Raw genomic sequence first — 15,779 nt, 5'->3', positions numbered from 1 at the left:
TAGGTCACAAACATGACAGATACAGCAAAACCAGCTCTACCAGATCGCCTAGCAGGTAACCCACGCAGCCCATTCTTCATCAAAGAATGTTTTGAACACCAAATCGGTATCCGTTTCAACGGTAAAGAGCGCACTGACGTAGAAGAATACTGCGTGAGTGAAGGTTGGGTAAAAATTGCGTCTCCTAAAGCAAAAGACCGTTTCGGTAACCCAATGCTGATCAAACTGAAAGGCGAAGTTGAAGCGTACTACGTATAAGCAACTCTCGTTCAGTCGAATCTAAAAAGCTCGAGTCTTACTCGGGCTTTTTTAATGCCTACGTTTTGTTGTGTTCGCACTGTTTATCTTTTAAACCAAACAGTTACATGACAAATAATTAGTAAACCATTTTCGTGATCCTACTTCGTGTTTTGGCGATAAAGGTCGTTTGGCTCGGCGGGTTTGGGATTCGTTTCACAGTTTATTCATGAGCCAAACCTAGACTGAAAAAATCCACCTTTCTAATTCGAAAAATAACAAAACTAGGATTCACCCATGAAAAAGAACCTCCTGGCTATCGCCCTTGGCAGCGTAATTGCGCTGACAGCAGCCCCTTATTCACTGGCCGCCAACGATTCTACAATCCAATCTTCCGCAGACTACTCACAACTGGTGACCAAACGTCAAGTTGTCGACCAACTTTTGAATGACGCCGTGGAAGCCTTTAAATCGCCAGCGCGTATCTCTCACGCTGGTTTTACCGCGAAAATGCCAAGCAATATGGAGATAGTTACCGACCGATTGCTAGAAGCTTACCAACTTGAGCCATACCGCACCGACCTACTCATTTCTGCGGCAAATGCGCAGATTTACAACAAGAACGCCGATCGAGCAATTGAACTGTTCGAACAAGCCTTGGCAGTGGCGCCGGACGATGCAGATTTACACGCTTATCTTGCGGTGTGGCAGCGCTTTAAAGGCAATCAAACCGAATCAGACCAACACATGACAACGCTGGCCAAACTGAATGCCGGCAAAGCTGCAGACATCAAACGCATCTTCGACACAGTAGATCGCATTTTGGCAACGCCGCTGAAAGAGAAAGCCGATAAAGGCAAACTGGACGACAAAGGCGCGATTGTTACCTTGGGTTATGCGCTCAATCCCGATGGCTCGATGCATCAAATCTTAGTCGAACGTCTAGAAACCACGTTAGCTATGGCGAAAGCGAACCCAGATGCGATAATTATTTTGACGGGCGGCGTACCAAAGAACCATAAAACTGAAGGTAAATTGATGGCGGACTGGCTGATTGAAAAAGGAGTCAGCAAAGACCGCATCATCGAAGAAAACTACGCCACCAGCACGGTAGGCAATGCCCTGTTCAGCAGCTACGCCTTGGCGCGCCACAACATCAAACATGCGACCATTATCAGCTCGGCAAGTCACGTGCGTCGTGGTCAAACCTTGTTTGAAATCGCTAGTTGGCAAACTGGCCCGCAGGGCATCACTTTCGACACCGTAAGTTACCCAGACAAACCCCTCAAAGACTTAGCGAAAGCCAGCGAGAGCGAACTACTTGGCATTTACCGCGATGCGCTGCGTACTTACGGTATGTGGAGTTATCGCTCTTACCCGTTGGAGTCGCGTTAACCCTTATCGCCCCATTCAAATCGAAAAAAGCCTGCACGTTCGCAGGCTTTCTTGCATTAGAACAGTATCTAAAGCGATTAGATCGCTTCGCCATTTACTGTAACTGCGACGTCAATGTTGCCACGAACGGCATTTGAGTATGGACAGACTTGGTGAGCAATGCGCGTCAGCGCTAGTGCTTGTTCTTGTGGTAGGTTTAACTCTGCCGCGAGGCTAACGGTCAAAGCAAAGCCACCGTTTTCATTCGGGCCAATGCCTACTTCAGCTGTCACAGGTGCGCTCTTTAGCGCTACTTTTGCTTCACGCGCAACGTGCAAAATCGCGTTAGAGAAACAAGCCGAGTAACCCGCAGCAAACAGTTGTTCTGGGTTCGTTGCTGCGCCTGTGCCACCCATCTCTTTTGGGTAAGCAAGTTCAAGATCCAGCAGACCATCGTTGGTTTTTACTTGACCATTACGGCCAGCCAGAGCAGTAGCTTGAGTTTTGTATAATGTTGTCATGCGAATATCCCCTTTAATTTAAGTTGCGCACAATTTAATTGCTTGCAACCTTACATCGAAACAACGATAGTTTACAACTATATTGTGCACAATTTATTTTTATCGCCTTTATCGAGATTAAGCCCATGAGCCAGTGTTACTCCCCAAGTACATTGAATGCAGACGAAAAATTGTTACTAGAGAATCAAGTCTGCTTTCCGCTATACAGCGCTGCTAACGCTGTGATTCGCGCGTACCGACCGTTGTTGGACGCACTTGATCTCACCTACTCGCAGTACTTGGTAATGATGGTATTGTGGGAAAAAGATGGCACGAGCGTAAAACAGCTGGGATCACAGCTTCACCTCGATTCAGGAACGCTCACCCCGTTGCTAAAACGCTTAGAAGCAAAAGGCTTTGTGAGCAGAGGAAGAAGTGAAGCCGACGAGCGCGTACGCGTATTGAACCTTACCGAAGCAGGCAGAGCACTTAAAGATCAGGCGAAATCCGTCCCTGATGCCATTGCCTGTAAGTTCACGTTGGATCTAGAAGAATTAGTGACGCTAAAAACGCTCTGCGAGAAAGTGCTCGATAAGCTAAGTTAACCACCAAGCCCTTTATAAACTCCTCTCAATAGCTAAAAGCCTGCCATTGCAGGCTTTCTTGATCTCATTGCTTTCAGACACTCTTTCTACTGCCATTCTTCAATAAAACCTATCAGCTTCTCACGTCTATAATCGGATTTCCCTATTAACGAAAATAGGATTTGTCTATCAATAGGATAGTTACAAGCAATTTTCCTTAAACACAATCCGATGCGAATATACTTTCCGAAAGCAAGAACTGCTCACCCTAAAACATTCTGAGGAAAGTAAAAAATGATTAATACAAAGATCAAACCATTTGCAGCTACAGCATACAAAAACGGCGAATTCGTTGAAGTAACAGAACAAGATGTTCTAGGCAAATGGGCTGTATTCTTCTTCTACCCAGCAGACTTCACATTCGTATGTCCGACAGAACTAGGTGACCTAGCAGACCACTACGAAGAGCTACAAAAACGCGGCGTTGAAGTGTACTCAGTATCAACAGACACACACTTCACTCACAAAGCTTGGCACGATAGCTCAGAAACAATCGGCAAGATCCAGTACTACATGCTTGGCGACCAAACAGGCAACATCACAAACAACTTCGGTGTGATGCGTGAAGGTCAAGGCCTTGCAGACCGTGCAACGTTCCTAATCGACCCAGAAGGTACTATCCAAGCAATGGAAATCACTGCTGAAGGTATCGGTCGTGACGCAGAAGACCTACTACGCAAAGTGAAAGCAGCTCAGTACGTAGCAGCACACCCAGGCGAAGTTTGCCCAGCAAAATGGAAAGAAGGCGAAGAGACACTAGCTCCTTCTCTAGACCTAGTAGGAAAAATCTAAGCCACTGAATTTAAGCTCAATTTGACATGCTAATTGACGCTTAACTTAGAGAGCATTCCAGGTTAGATACCTTGACGACCTTCTGCCTGGTTTGCTCTCTCCCTACTGATTTTATCCAGAGTAACCACTCTTTTGTTTATTTAAGGTAACAACAACTATGTTAGACCAAGCGATCCAACAACAACTCAAACAATATCTGGCTAATGTAAAAGAAGACGTTCGTCTAGTGGTTAGTCTAGATGAAAGCAAAGCATCCAATGACATTCTGTCTCTGGCGAACCAAATCGCAGAGATGAGCGACTTTATCACCGTTGAACGTGACGACAACGCAAGCGCACGTAAACCAGTGATGACGGTGACGAACCCAGTAAAAGGCACAGCACTTCGCTTTGCTGGCCTACCAATGGGTCACGAATTTACCTCTCTGGTATTGGCATTACTGCACTCTGGTGGTCATCCAATCAAACTAGATCCAGAAGTGATTGAACAAATCGCAGCACTAGATAAAGAATTGGATGTTGAAGTGTTCATTTCACTGTCGTGCCAAAACTGCCCAGACGTTGTTCAAGCGTTCAACATGATGGCGGCGATCAACCCGAAAGTGAAAGCAACCATGATCGACGGTGCACTATTCCAAGATGAAGTGAAACAACGCGACATCATGGCAGTACCAAGCGTATTCGTAAACGGAGAGCTATTCGGTCAAGGCCGTATGTCTCTAACTGAAATCCTAAACAAAGTGGATGACGGTGCGAGCGAGAAAGCAGCCAAAGCACTGAGCGAAAAAGCCCCATACGACGTGCTAGTTGTCGGCGGTGGCCCTGGTGGTAGTGCAGCAGCACTATACGCAGCGCGTAAAGGTATTCGCACTGGTGTTGTCGCTAAACGCTTCGGTGGTCAGGTGATGGACACTATGGCAATCGAGAACTTTATCTCGGTAAAACGAACTGAAGGTCCAAAACTGGCGACTGACCTAGCAGAGCACCTAAAAGAATACGACGTAGACGTCGTGACTGAGCAACAAGCGCAAAAACTGATGGGCGCAGCACACACAGAAGATGGTTTGATTCACATCCAAATTGAAAGCGGCGCAACGCTGAAAAGTAAAAGTGTCATCCTAAGCCCTGGCGCACGCTGGCGTGAAATGAACGTTCCGGGTGAGCAAGAGTACCGCAACAAAGGCGTCGCGTACTGCCCACACTGTGACGGCCCGCTATTCAAAGGCAAGAAAACTGCGGTTATCGGTGGTGGTAACTCAGGCATCGAAGCGGCTATCGACCTAGCAGGTATTGTTGAGCACGTAACCGTTCTTGAATTTGCAGACGTACTTCGCGCAGACCAGGTACTTATCGACAAAGCAAACTCACTACCAAACATCGACATCATCACGATGGCGCAAACCACAGAAGTAGTGGGTGACGGTACTCGCGTAACAAGCTTGAAGTACAAAGACCGTAACACAGATGAAATCAAAGAGATTGAACTGTCAGGTATCTTTGTCCAAATCGGTCTAGTACCAAACACAGAATGGCTAAAAGATTCAGAAGTAGCGCTTTCTGAGCGCGGCGAAATTGAAGTTGGTAGCCGTGGTGAAACCAGCCTAGAAGGTGTCTTCGCAGCCGGTGACGCAACGACGGTTCCTTACAAACAGATCATCATTGCGATGGGTGAAGGTGCAAAAGCAAGCTTAGGCGCGTTTGACTACCTAATCCGTAAGCAAGGTTAATCTCTAAATTTCTTGAACACAAAGCGCACGGTGCAGTGTTTTCTTCCCCTGAAAACCAATCGGGGCATCGTGTAGAACCGAGTGGCAAGAAAGAAAAGCAAAAACCTAGAAGCCCAAAGACTTTGCCAGCAGGTACTAACTGCTGGCTTTTTTGGTTTTTGGAAGGGTTACATGCACCTAACCCAACTCGCAGATTCAAAGTACCACCCCACCGAATCTCTCCATGTATCAAGCTCCAAAGACACCAACCCTAAAAAATTTAAAACAGCCCTTTACCTCGACTTAACTTGAGGTTTTAGCATGTTCATCGTTGGCTAGGAAATGACAAAAAGGAGCACATCATGATCCAACTAGAACATATTAATTTAGTCGTGAAAAACATCCCTGAAATGCTGAAGTTTTATCAAACTGCATTTCCACATTGGTACGTGCGTGACGAGGGAGAAGGTACATGGAGCGGCAAGCATAGAAACTGGCTGCACTTTGGCGATGAGTACCAATACATTGCGATGAGTGACCACGGTGAAGGGGAGAACCGCGATTTGGGCGGCCATCAAGTTGGACTAGCGCATTTTGCTTATGTAACCAACAACGTCGATGCCATCATCAAAAGACTGGCCGATGCAGGTTACCCGATTGCCCAACCTGGGGCTGATGAGCCATACCGCAAGAATGTGTATTTTGTTGACCCTGCAGGTTTTGAGATCGAATTTGTTGAATACCTGACGGATGATCCAAAACTTCGTAACCTGACAAGCTAAAAAGACTTAAATAACAAAACGTCAGCAGATGGTGACTGCTGGCGTTTTAGTTTATCTATCAGGTTTATTTATCGCATTAGCGCTGTTTGGCAAAAACCTGAGTCCAGTAATACCCGTAGCTTGCAGAGTGATTTTCGACAAGCGACGCGCCCATCTGATCGAAATCCGCACTCATGATATTGAGGCAGTGACCTTCGCTCGATAGCCAAGCATTGACGACGGCGTTAATGGAGCTTTGCCCTACGGCGACATTCTCACCAATAGCGCTCCAAGCATAGCCCGTTGCGTTGACTCGATCTGACAGCGTGCTGCCGTCAGAGCCTGTGTGGCTCATGAAATCGCTGTTCGCCATATCGCTCGAATGTCGATAAGCAGCGCTTTCCAAATCGTAGCTCCAAGTTAGTGCCCCAACAGGTGGCATGGTGGTTGCGCCACACTGTTGTTTGGTAGAGCGAGCACTGTTGACCGCTGCGAGCATCTGCTCGGCAAATGTGCCTTGTGACGATGTGGAACCTGTGTTTTGAGAGCTGTTTTCTACAGGTGCTGACGACTCCCCGTCGCCGCCACATGCGCTGAGAAGTAGGGCCAAAGCAGGCACTAAGATCTTAGTTGGCATTGTCTTTCCTTTATGAGTGACGAAGAGCAAACTGCGCTTTTCGATAATAACGCCCAATAACCTAACAAAAACCAATAAAAGCACCATATGGCTTGGGGTGTTTTAACCAAAGACTCACATGAAGTTTTCAATCACCTTGGTTCGGTTGGTAAATCGGCAACGTTTCAGCCCACGTATGGAATGGCGTTTCATCCATATCCTGTATTGCTTGAGTGATAAAGTCGATGAACACCCTCACTCGGGCAGGCACATATTCCCGGTTAGCATAGAGAAGATACACGCCATTTCCTGCTTGACGCATACTCGGAAATATCGGCACTAAACGCCCTGCTTTGAGCCAATCCCTCGCGATAAAGTGAGGAATCTGAGTTAATCCTAAGCCTTCTGCGCAAAGCTCTGCCATCGATTCGCCGTCGTTTACAATAAAATTTCTCTCGGGGTTATACTCACTTGCACCGTCTGGTTCTGGCATCCGAATCTGCAACAGTTTCCCCGTTTGTTTAAAGCGAAAGCGAACCCAAGAATGGTCATTGAATGCGTTTGGGCCACTCGGAACACCATGCCGTGCTAAGTAATCCTGACTGCCACAAATAATAAAATCGATAGGACTCAGCTGACGCACAATCAACTGGCTGTCCTGAACGACACCAGAACGAATCGACACATCAATTCCTTGTTCAATAATATCAACGTAGGCGTCATCGTAATGAATATCGATAGTGATGCTGGGGTAGCGGCGGCAAAACTCTTTTAATAAAGGGCGAATGTAAAGGCGACCGTAGGAGACCGGCACATTAATCTTAAGCAGTCCTGAAAGCGCATCATTGTGGCTTTTTAATGAATCCTCACACGCCGTCAGTTCGTCCAGTACAAACCTAGCGGTATTTGCATATCGACGACCGGCTTCTGTCAGACGGATCTGTCGCGTAGAACGCTGGAACAGCTGTATTCCCAAGTCGCTTTCAAGACGATGGATTGCCTTACTCACTGTAGAAGGGTCTGTGCCATGCGCTTTGGCGGCTGCAGCAAAACTGCCACCTTCTAAAGTGGCAATAAAAAATCGTAGGGACCGTATCTTATCCATAAAACTCGAGCATTCCATTCGTGAACTTTCTTCACTTTAGTAAAGACAAACTGGCTCTTCAATCACCAATCAGCCCAAATATAATGAATCTCAATAACTTGATGCTCTGTTAGCGAGGAAAAAACAATGGGTAAAAATGGATTAAAGAATGCACTAAAACTACTAATAGCGACCTTAGTCCTATTCTTTGGGATCCTTCAAACGGCACATGCGGCGGATAAACGCATTGGCATTCTGGTTTATGACGGCGTACTGACCTCTGATGTCACTGCGCCTTTAGAGGTCTTTGGCGTCGCAAGTCGGCTGACTTGGTTTAGTGATTATGAAGTGCTCACCATTTCCGTCTCTGATCAGAAAACCATCACCACTGAAGAGGGATTAAAAATTGGTGTGGATGCTTGGATTGGCGATCAGCCAGAACTCGACGTGCTGGTTTTAACATCCAGCTACGACATGGATGCGCTAATCGAAAACAAGGATCTCATTCACTTTATTCAAACCACATCAAAGGCGGCAGATTGGATGGCAAGTAATTGCTCTGGTGCGTATCTATTGGCCGAGGCTGGCCTGTTAAACGGTAAGAAAGCGACGACGTGGGCAGGAGGTGAAAACGGATTACAAAAAGACTATCCAGCAGTTGATGTACAGTTCGACCAGAATTTTGTGGTTGATGATGGAGTCATCACCTCAAACGGCAGCCTAGTCAGCTATCAGGCCGCCCTTAAATTACTGCATCTCATGACTTCGGAATCTAAAGCTCAAGAAGTCGCAGACACCCTTCAATACTCACGTTTTTCTACCCAGCCATTTTAAGCGGGCAAGGACGAAACCGCAGGTAACCTTCGATGTTTCAGAGGTTACCTTGCAGCCCACTTCTACACTTCAGGTCTTAATGTTATGAAAAAACAAAAACGTTACGAAACACTGACGAAAGAGCGATACCAAGATATCTATCGTCTCGCATATTGGCTGTGCAAAGATCAACACATTGCTGAAGATTTGGCGCAAGAGACCTTCCTGAAAGCGTGGCGATTCTTTGATAACTTAAATGATCCCAACGCCGAGAAGCCTTGGCTCATCACTATTTTGCGTCGTGAGAATGCTCGGCGCTTTGATAGAAAACAGTTCGATTTTGTCGACATTGATGAGTGTGCAATACAGACAAAAACCTACCCCGGCAGTGACCACGACATGGCCCAAGATTGGCTTCAAAAACAAATGATGATTCTCAAACCCAAATACCGAGAGCCATTGCTCTTGAGCCTAGTGGCTGGGCTGAATCATGATGAGATTGCCCAAGCCTTGAGGCTCAATCACAATACGGTGGCGACTCGATTATTCAGAGCGCGCAACCAGCTCATCGCGCAGCAAGGAAACCATTAAGACAGAAGTTCCTACTGGTATGGAGCTCACCTAACCACCAAGAAAACTTGGTCAACCATGCCAACTAACTGGCTATGCTCGGGTCTATTTCATAAGTCGTTACATAACTTGGTGCGTTAACGCTTTACATCTGGCGTTACTGGATGAACACTTCCACCCAAAGTACAATGGCAGCCGACATAATAGAGTCAGTAGGAAATTATGAGTAACACGACGGCGAAAAAGTCGAATCCCCTATTCGAGATCCTTTTTAACGTATTCATCCCTTCGTTCATCTTGATGAAATACAGTGGCGAAGAGCACCTAGGAACCGCAATGGCACTGGTTGTCGCTTTGCTCTTTCCTGTGGTTTACGGCGGTATGGATCTCATCCGCAACAAGAAATTTAACTTTATCTCAGCGCTTGGTTTTATCAGCGTATTATTAACTGGTGGCATCGGCTTGTTGGAGCTTGATACTCGCTGGTTAGCCTTGAAAGAAGCCTTGATTCCCGGCCTGATCGGCATCGCGGTATTGGGCTCCACTTTTACCCGCTACCCATTGATGCAAAAAATGGTATTGAACGACACGGTTTTGAACCTCGCGTTGATTAACGAGCGTTTGAGAGAAAATGGTAAAACCGATGCGTTCGAACGTTGCCTAATGTCTTCGAACTACTTGTTCGCAAGCACCTTTGCATTCTCATCTGCAATGAACTACTTCCTTGCTACGTGGATCGTCACCAGTCCATCAGGCACTGCAGCCTTCAATGAAGAGCTCGGTAAGTTGACACTTTACAGCTACCCAATGATCGCCATTCCTAGCATGTTGATGATGTTTGGTATTTTTTACTACATTTGGCGTCAAATTCGCGCAATGACGTCTCTTGAAACTGAACAAATTTTCCACATAAAGTAAAACCTCAGCACTCGAAATACTAAGGGGAAGAGCCCTCTTCCCCTATCTTCCACCCGCCCTTTTCTATTCCATAGCTTTCCATTTAGATTCACTCATCCGTCACTCAGTGTTGACCACGTTCACATTGATAGGAGCGACTTTCGCTCTTTTTATGAAAACCCACATAAAAAATGTGACAAAAATGAACAAGTATATGAAAGTCATGGTGCATTGCTTATCCAACTGATTTAACATGAATTTTTTAAAACCTTGCTGCATTTATAAAAAATATGTTCGGATCAAAAAAATTAAAAATGGAAAATGAGGCGCTTAAGCAGGAATTAGCGAGCCTTAAAGACAAGTACCAAACCGACGTTGAGACGTTGGAACGTCAGTTAAAAGAAGCCAAACAACTACTGAACACAGCGCAACAGCGTTACGAAAGTAGCGACGAGTTGATGTCGAGCAGCTTGAAAGGCGGAGATATGCTCCAAACCATTCGCACAGCGATGGTCGAAAGCGCTCAATCTATGGCGCATGAAAACGAAGAGCTAAAGCTGCTTGATGATATGTTCAAGCAAACACATCAAGCACTCGCACGTCTGGATGACCGAGCGGTAAAAATCAGCTCACAAGCCACTCAAAGCATTGAATCTGTGCAGATATTAGATAACACCGCGACTTCTATTTCCCACCTTGTATCTACTATCCAAGAGATTTCTGACCAAACGAACTTATTGGCTCTCAACGCAGCGATTGAGGCAGCACGCGCTGGTGAAGCAGGCCGCGGATTTGCCGTGGTGGCGGACGAGGTAAGAAATTTGGCAGGCAAAGCCAGTGAAGCGAGCGAACAAATTGATTCGCTGGTTAATCAGGTGCTAACCCAAGTCAGCTCAATCAAAAGCGCGATTGATGAAAACCAAATCTGCGCAGAAGAAGTATCCGCCTCTTCGGCGCAAATTGGCTCAATCGTCAACGAGGTGGTTGTCAAATCAGAGCACATGAAACGGGTGATCCACTTTGCGTCTACCCGCTCTTTCCTCGATACGGTCAAGCTTGATCATGCCATTTGGAAAAACAACATCTATCGCTTACTGCAAAGTGGCTCTTTTGGTGAAACCGTCAATAGCCATTCAGAATGTCGATTGGGCCAGTGGTACTACCGAGGTGACGGCAAAGCATATAGCCAACTAAGAAGCTATGCGCAGCTCGAAGCGCCACACAAAGGTGTGCACGATAGCGGCCGTGATGCAATGAACCACGCGAAGTCAGGAAATATGGCCGGCATGGTGACCTCCATCAACTCGATGGAAGACGCGAGTGAGCAAGTGGTGATTCACATTGACCGCTTGATGGATGAAATCATCGCAAACTAAGACTTATGCCTCCCTTTGTTTTTATTGCGATGCAAGGGGAGGTAGCTGCGTTTCTAGCCATTCGATAAACGCCGCATTTTTCGGTCTGTGCTGCTGGCCGTTTAAACAAATCAAATCGTACCCTCTCCCTGCGTTGACGCGTTCAAAAGGCGCGACCAGTTCTCCCTTTTCCAAACTGGTTTGCACTAAAGACGCCCGCGCCATTGCGATGCCCATGCTGTTTTTGGCGGCAATCATCGCCATATCGGCATGGTTAAAAAGGTAGGTTTTCTCCATCACATTGAGCGATTTCAGCTCAGGGTTGCTTTGGCTTGCTAACCAGCTCTGCCATTCATGATTTGGCTCGTTTGCTTCTAACGATTCTGTGCAATGGATAAAGGTCACGGCCTCAAATTGGCTGGCACTACTCACACCATCGGAGAAATGTATTTGGCTGTATTCAGGGCTACAAACCGGCATCAACTCTTCATCAAATAGCCTTTGATGATGGAACCCCGGATGCTCGCTGTCACTGTAGTAAATCGCAATATCAACGGGCTCATGTAAGAAATCTAATCGGCTTGCCTTTACTCGAAGCTTGATATTGAGAGAAGGATACAAACGCTGAAATTCCATCATACGCGGCAGTAGCCAACTCTGTGCAAACGTGGGGGCCACGCCGATGTAAAGCTCGCCACGCAGCTCGTTGAATTTGATGTCTTCAAGTTCAGAGAAAATCACTTCGAACGATTGGTTTAATGCATGCAGTAATCGCTCACCTTCTTTGGTCAGCTCTAATCGCCGAGTCATACGCACAAACAAGCTGAAACCCAGTTGTTCTTCCAGTGACTTAATGCGTTGGCTCACTGCCCCTTGGGTAATAAACAACTCTTCAGCAGCTTTGGTAAAACTGAGACACTTACCAGCAACGGCGAAAGTGTACATGTTAGAGAGCATCTGCTGTTTTCTGTCCATCTTGGCACTCGACATAAATTAGAAAGGCTAATGCATAGCAAGTTTAAATTGGTTTGTATAGCGAATCACGATGCTTTTAAATCAAACTGTCTTATCCATAACGAGAAACAGCACGATGAAAAAGAATCTAAAAATTACCATTATTGGTGCAGGCTCCAGTTACACGCCAGAGCTTATCGAAGGTCTCATCAAGCGCAATCATGAACTGCCTATCGGCGAGTTGTGGTTGGTCGATATTGAAGATGGCAAAGAGAAAGTCAGCATCATTGGCGATTTAACGCGCCGTATGTTGGCGAAAAACAACATGTCTCATATTGATGTTCACGTCACGCTGGATCGCAAACCCGCATTAAAAGACGCCGATTTTGTCTGTTCTCAATTTCGTGCAGGTTGTTTGGAAGGTCGCATCCGCGATGAACGCATCTCGCTTAAATACGGCATGATCGGTCAGGAGACCAATGGTTTAGGCGGTTTTGCTAATGCCTGTCGCACCATTCCTATCGCGCTAGAAATCTGTAAAGAGATGGAAGAATTGTGTCCAGACGCTTGGCTGCTGAACTTCACTAATCCATCGGGCATGGTGACCGAAGCGATTCTCAAGCACACCAAAGTAAAAGCGGTCGGTTTGTGCAACGTGCCAGTGATCATGCAAAAAGGCATCGCGCAAATGCTGGGGGCTGACGAGCAAGACTTTGTATTGCAAGTCGCGGGTTTGAACCACTTTATCTGGGCGCGCCAGATCCTGCATGAAGGTCGCGATAAGCTGCAAGAGGTGGTTGAAGCGATCTTATCGGGCAACGATCCTCTCGTTCCGCAAAACATTCCTCCATTCGAATGGCCAACAGAACTGCTGCGCAATATGGGGATGATTCCATGCGCATACCTTCGCTACTATTACACCAGCGAAGACATCATGAAGCAGGAAATTGAAGAAGCGAACGGCGAAGGCACACGCGGCGAAGTGGTCAAAGCGATGGAGAAACGTCTGTTCGATATCTACCGCAACCCAGAGCTTAACGAGAAACCAAAAGAACTCGAAAAGCGCGGTGGCCAATATTACTCAGAAGCGGCCTGTGAGCTGATGAGCTCTATCTACAACGACAAGCGCACCATCATGCACGTGAACACTCGCAACAACGGCGCGATTGCGGGCTTGCCGGACGACTGCACTGTGGAAGTCAGCTGTATGATCACTAAATCAGGGCCAGTTGCTTTGAATGTTGCACCGTTCCCAACAGATACACTGCGCCTGATTCAATTGATGAAGGATTTTGAATCGCTCACTGTCGAAGCAGCGGTCACAGGCAACCGCAACGCGGCGCACCGAGCGTTGATTCTGAACCCACTGGTCACAACAGGAACGATTCTAGAGCAGGCATTGGAAGAGACCATTCAAGCGAACCTCGATTACATGCCGCAGTTTCGCTAAGCCCAATTAAAACGCAAAAGGGATGGTGAGTGCCATCCCTTTTTGTGTTCACATGGTTAGAATAATCTTGCCACTCCGCGCTAGTGATTTTTCTTCAATTTGTTCAATCGCAGTTTGAAATGCTTCTAACGGTAAGTAGTGTGCAACTGCGAGCTTTATATCATTGGCAATAAAGTGTTTTAACATTTCAGCGAATACCGTCTTTCTCCCTCCTTTGCCTACCGATTCTTCCCAATACCGCAAAAAGAAAGTGCTAAAGTCGATGTTGTTGGTCTTCATGGACTCAAAAAATACTGGCGTATAAGGCGCTAACGACAATGTCCCGTAGTTGATGTATTGGCCATTTTCTTTCAAGGTACGAATGAGATCCGTGCCAGCCTCACCGCCTATCGCATCCAAAGCGACCGTTGGTTGTGGCAGTTTGCGTGTTTGCAGTTGCGCGTGTAAGTCTTTCTTCGCGTCCAACACTGGAATTGTATCGTACGGATACTCTTCTGGCTTTGAAGTCACAGCAATCAGTGTAAAATCCAGTGAATGAGCGAGCTGGGCAAATATCTTACCGATCGCTGACCCTGCCGCATTGATGATCACCATATCACCTTTGTCCAACTTAGCCACTTTAGTGGTGATAACCCACGCGGTTAGCGCGTTGATGTACAACTGGCAGGCATAGCCGTTATCCAAACTTTCAGGTAGCGGAAAAAGATTCTCGGGCGAAGCATCGATGTAGTATTGCCAAGTACCACCCATCGCCACCAACACTTTTTGCCCAACTTGAAAGCCAGCTTGACCGACAGCACTGACTTCCACCACACGCCCAACCGCTTCAAATCCCGGCACGCGAGGTGGTATGTGAACGCGGCGGTATTGCCCAACTCCATGAATGGAAAGCAAGTCACTTGGGTTAATATTGGTGGCTTCCAGTCGCACCCGAACCTTGCCCTGAGCAAGCGGTTTTAGGGGCACTTTTTCCAACGACAGCGACGTTTTGGGTTGACCAAAACAGAATTGATTAACTCGTGTATTTATCGTTGGTGCCATTGTTATTCATACCATGTAATTGAAATTAAAAAGGGACGTTTCTTGGCTTCTTCTCAAAAGCATTAAGTGAAGTCGAAGCTCTGTATTTCTACCTGCGCGATGCACCGTTCACTCTAAACTGTTGTGGCGTCATATCAAAATAGGCTTTAAATGCTTTGATGTAGGAGGAATCGTTTTGATAACCCACTAGGTCTGCAATGGCTTGGATTGGCAACGATTCATCTAACAAAGAAAGCGAGTAAATTAGCCGAATTTGTTGCCGCCAAAGCAGAAATGAAGTGTTGAATTCTTTGGCGAACAACCGTGATAAAGTGCGCTCAGACGCGCCAATTTTCTCCCCCCACTCTTTTAGCGAACAGCTTAACGCGGGCTCGTCAGTCAATTGCTCGAAAATCAGTTTTAGTCGTCTGTCTTGTGGCAGCAATAACTGAAATGTCTGCACGTTGCTTTTCAAAATTTGATCATGCAACACCGCCAGCAAATGCAGCACTTCTTCGTGGCTTGTCTCACCTTCACACTGTCTGCGGATCTCTTGCAAAAGCTCATTTAAAAACGGCGTTAAAGCAATGGTTCTCGCTTGTGGCTCGTACGTTGCGCCAAACTCTGGGTTGAGATAAATGCCAACAAATATCGTGTTGCTTAGAGCAATCGACTCGTGTTGAACACCCGCAGGAACAAATAACGCAGAAGTGTGCGGAACCAAATGCTGATAATGCTCCGTTTGTGTTTGTAATAACCCTTTGATAGGAAAGATGATTTGATGCCAAGTGTGTTGATGCAGCGCATCAATGTAACCTTTTGGCATGTCGATGGTTTTCACCAAAACAGGAGAATGGGGATTCGCGGCCATCATCTCATTGGAGGTGATGACGCCTGACTTCGAATCAATTTGGCGAGTTAGCATTGTTGATTGTCTTTTCATCCCTATTCCGACATAAGTTCTCTAGGCTATCATGCTCCGCATCGTGAATGAAGGTAAACACTTT

17 protein-coding genes are annotated in these 15,779 nt (G+C 46.5%); 11 read left to right on the top strand and 6 right to left on the bottom strand.

Annotated elements, in window-relative coordinates; genetic code table 11:
* Positions 1–12: 12 nt before the first annotated feature.
* Positions 13–258, top strand: a complete 246-nt coding sequence (locus BIW15_RS02930; RefSeq protein WP_005460424.1) for a DUF3297 family protein — start codon at positions 13–15, stop codon at positions 256–258.
* 276 nt (positions 259–534) lie between these two features.
* Positions 535–1,632: an ElyC/SanA/YdcF family protein gene (locus BIW15_RS02925; protein WP_077280538.1), complete on the top strand. Its 1,098-nt coding sequence runs from the start codon at positions 535–537 to the stop codon at positions 1,630–1,632.
* 77 nt (positions 1,633–1,709) lie between these two features.
* Here BIW15_RS02925 and BIW15_RS02920 read toward each other — a convergent pair whose 3' ends face one another.
* On the bottom strand, positions 1,710–2,132 hold the full coding sequence (locus tag BIW15_RS02920) for an organic hydroperoxide resistance protein (protein ID WP_077280537.1): 423 nt from the start codon (positions 2,130–2,132) through the stop codon (positions 1,710–1,712).
* A 125-nt stretch (positions 2,133–2,257) separates the two neighbouring features.
* Here BIW15_RS02920 and BIW15_RS02915 point away from each other — a divergent pair, with 125 nt between their 5' ends.
* The 4 genes from BIW15_RS02915 to BIW15_RS02895 all read left to right on the top strand — a co-directional run bounded on the left by BIW15_RS02915 (position 2,258) and on the right by BIW15_RS02895 (position 6,034).
* The gene (locus BIW15_RS02915; protein WP_077280536.1) at positions 2,258–2,716 is read left to right on the top strand and encodes a MarR family winged helix-turn-helix transcriptional regulator; all 459 of its coding nucleotides are present in this window, start codon (positions 2,258–2,260) and stop codon (positions 2,714–2,716) included.
* Between the two features lie 273 nt (positions 2,717–2,989).
* Entirely contained in the window at positions 2,990–3,547 is a 558-nt protein-coding gene (gene ahpC / locus BIW15_RS02910) for an alkyl hydroperoxide reductase subunit C (RefSeq protein WP_005395542.1), read from the top strand.
* A gap of 157 nt (positions 3,548–3,704) precedes the next feature.
* Positions 3,705–5,273 carry an alkyl hydroperoxide reductase subunit F gene (ahpF, locus tag BIW15_RS02905; RefSeq protein ID WP_077280535.1) on the top strand — a complete coding sequence of 523 codons (1,569 nt, stop codon included), beginning with the start codon at positions 3,705–3,707 and terminating at the stop codon, positions 5,271–5,273.
* 341 nt (positions 5,274–5,614) lie between these two features.
* Positions 5,615–6,034 carry a VOC family protein gene (locus BIW15_RS02895; protein ID WP_077280533.1) on the top strand — a complete coding sequence of 140 codons (420 nt, stop codon included), beginning with the start codon at positions 5,615–5,617 and terminating at the stop codon, positions 6,032–6,034.
* 76 nt (positions 6,035–6,110) lie between these two features.
* On the opposite strand, the gene BIW15_RS02890 is transcribed toward BIW15_RS02895, so the two are convergent.
* Both BIW15_RS02890 and BIW15_RS02885 read right to left on the bottom strand, forming a co-directional pair.
* Positions 6,111–6,650 carry a CAP domain-containing protein gene (locus BIW15_RS02890; RefSeq protein WP_025788595.1) on the bottom strand — a complete coding sequence of 180 codons (540 nt, stop codon included), beginning with the start codon at positions 6,648–6,650 and terminating at the stop codon, positions 6,111–6,113.
* 127 nt (positions 6,651–6,777) lie between these two features.
* On the bottom strand, positions 6,778–7,734 hold the full coding sequence (locus BIW15_RS02885) for a LysR family transcriptional regulator (RefSeq protein WP_077280531.1): 957 nt from the start codon (positions 7,732–7,734) through the stop codon (positions 6,778–6,780).
* A gap of 126 nt (positions 7,735–7,860) precedes the next feature.
* Between BIW15_RS02885 and BIW15_RS02880 the strand changes: the two genes are divergently transcribed.
* The 4 genes from BIW15_RS02880 (at position 7,861) to BIW15_RS02860 (ending at position 11,369) form a co-directional block, all read left to right on the top strand.
* Positions 7,861–8,547, top strand: a complete 687-nt coding sequence (locus BIW15_RS02880) for a DJ-1/PfpI family protein (protein ID WP_077280530.1) — start codon at positions 7,861–7,863, stop codon at positions 8,545–8,547.
* Between the two features lie 84 nt (positions 8,548–8,631).
* Complete coding sequence (locus tag BIW15_RS02875) at positions 8,632–9,117, top strand: sigma-70 family RNA polymerase sigma factor (RefSeq protein WP_077280529.1); 486 nt, start codon at positions 8,632–8,634, stop codon at positions 9,115–9,117.
* Positions 9,118–9,318: 201 nt separating this feature from the next.
* Positions 9,319–10,014 (top strand): VC0807 family protein, encoded by a 696-nt coding sequence (locus tag BIW15_RS02870; RefSeq protein WP_005477491.1) that lies wholly within the window; start codon positions 9,319–9,321, stop codon positions 10,012–10,014.
* Between the two features lie 269 nt (positions 10,015–10,283).
* Positions 10,284–11,369 (top strand): methyl-accepting chemotaxis protein, encoded by a 1,086-nt coding sequence (locus BIW15_RS02860; RefSeq protein WP_017447138.1) that lies wholly within the window; start codon positions 10,284–10,286, stop codon positions 11,367–11,369.
* A 21-nt stretch (positions 11,370–11,390) separates the two neighbouring features.
* On the opposite strand, the gene BIW15_RS02855 is transcribed toward BIW15_RS02860, so the two are convergent.
* A complete protein-coding gene (locus BIW15_RS02855; protein WP_025507541.1) occupies positions 11,391–12,323 on the bottom strand; it encodes a LysR substrate-binding domain-containing protein in 933 nt (310 codons plus the stop codon).
* A gap of 115 nt (positions 12,324–12,438) precedes the next feature.
* On the opposite strand from BIW15_RS02855, the gene BIW15_RS02850 reads away from it, so the two are divergent.
* Positions 12,439–13,752, top strand: a complete 1,314-nt coding sequence (locus BIW15_RS02850) for a 6-phospho-beta-glucosidase (protein WP_020838312.1) — start codon at positions 12,439–12,441, stop codon at positions 13,750–13,752.
* Between the two features lie 48 nt (positions 13,753–13,800).
* On the opposite strand, the gene BIW15_RS02845 is transcribed toward BIW15_RS02850, so the two are convergent.
* Entirely contained in the window at positions 13,801–14,793 is a 993-nt protein-coding gene (locus BIW15_RS02845; RefSeq protein ID WP_077280528.1) for a zinc-dependent alcohol dehydrogenase family protein, read from the bottom strand.
* A gap of 88 nt (positions 14,794–14,881) precedes the next feature.
* Positions 14,882–15,697, bottom strand: coding sequence for a helix-turn-helix transcriptional regulator (locus tag BIW15_RS02840; protein WP_060659141.1), 816 nt, complete (start codon positions 15,695–15,697; stop codon positions 14,882–14,884).
* Positions 15,698–15,779: the final 82 nt, after the last annotated feature.

This window comes from Vibrio sp. SALL6 (assembly GCF_002002385.1).
Lineage (GTDB): Bacteria > Pseudomonadota > Gammaproteobacteria > Enterobacterales > Vibrionaceae > Vibrio > Vibrio parahaemolyticus.
This window is presented reverse-complemented; position numbering and strand designations above follow the sequence as displayed.

What these genes read in the sequence shown, in the direction of transcription:
- BIW15_RS02890 (WP_025788595.1), bottom strand. Translation starts at nt 6,650, where the DNA reads ATGCCAACTAAGATCTTAGTGCCTGCTTTGGCCCTACTTCTCAGCGCA.
- BIW15_RS02920 (WP_077280537.1), bottom strand. Translation starts at nt 2,132, where the DNA reads ATGACAACATTATACAAAACTCAAGCTACTGCTCTGGCTGGCCGTAAT.
- ahpC (WP_005395542.1), top strand. Translation starts at nt 2,990, where the DNA reads ATGATTAATACAAAGATCAAACCATTTGCAGCTACAGCATACAAAAAC.
- BIW15_RS02840 (WP_060659141.1), bottom strand. Translation starts at nt 15,697, where the DNA reads ATGCTAACTCGCCAAATTGATTCGAAGTCAGGCGTCATCACCTCCAAT.
- BIW15_RS02885 (WP_077280531.1), bottom strand. Translation starts at nt 7,734, where the DNA reads ATGGATAAGATACGGTCCCTACGATTTTTTATTGCCACTTTAGAAGGT.
- BIW15_RS02850 (WP_020838312.1), top strand. Translation starts at nt 12,439, where the DNA reads ATGAAAAAGAATCTAAAAATTACCATTATTGGTGCAGGCTCCAGTTAC.
- BIW15_RS02875 (WP_077280529.1), top strand. Translation starts at nt 8,632, where the DNA reads ATGAAAAAACAAAAACGTTACGAAACACTGACGAAAGAGCGATACCAA.
- BIW15_RS02860 (WP_017447138.1), top strand. Translation starts at nt 10,284, where the DNA reads ATGTTCGGATCAAAAAAATTAAAAATGGAAAATGAGGCGCTTAAGCAG.
- BIW15_RS02855 (WP_025507541.1), bottom strand. Translation starts at nt 12,323, where the DNA reads ATGGACAGAAAACAGCAGATGCTCTCTAACATGTACACTTTCGCCGTT.
- BIW15_RS02925 (WP_077280538.1), top strand. Translation starts at nt 535, where the DNA reads ATGAAAAAGAACCTCCTGGCTATCGCCCTTGGCAGCGTAATTGCGCTG.
- BIW15_RS02930 (WP_005460424.1), top strand. Translation starts at nt 13, where the DNA reads ATGACAGATACAGCAAAACCAGCTCTACCAGATCGCCTAGCAGGTAAC.
- BIW15_RS02870 (WP_005477491.1), top strand. Translation starts at nt 9,319, where the DNA reads ATGAGTAACACGACGGCGAAAAAGTCGAATCCCCTATTCGAGATCCTT.
- ahpF (WP_077280535.1), top strand. Translation starts at nt 3,705, where the DNA reads ATGTTAGACCAAGCGATCCAACAACAACTCAAACAATATCTGGCTAAT.
- BIW15_RS02845 (WP_077280528.1), bottom strand. Translation starts at nt 14,793, where the DNA reads ATGGCACCAACGATAAATACACGAGTTAATCAATTCTGTTTTGGTCAA.
- BIW15_RS02895 (WP_077280533.1), top strand. Translation starts at nt 5,615, where the DNA reads ATGATCCAACTAGAACATATTAATTTAGTCGTGAAAAACATCCCTGAA.
- BIW15_RS02880 (WP_077280530.1), top strand. Translation starts at nt 7,861, where the DNA reads ATGGGTAAAAATGGATTAAAGAATGCACTAAAACTACTAATAGCGACC.
- BIW15_RS02915 (WP_077280536.1), top strand. Translation starts at nt 2,258, where the DNA reads ATGAGCCAGTGTTACTCCCCAAGTACATTGAATGCAGACGAAAAATTG.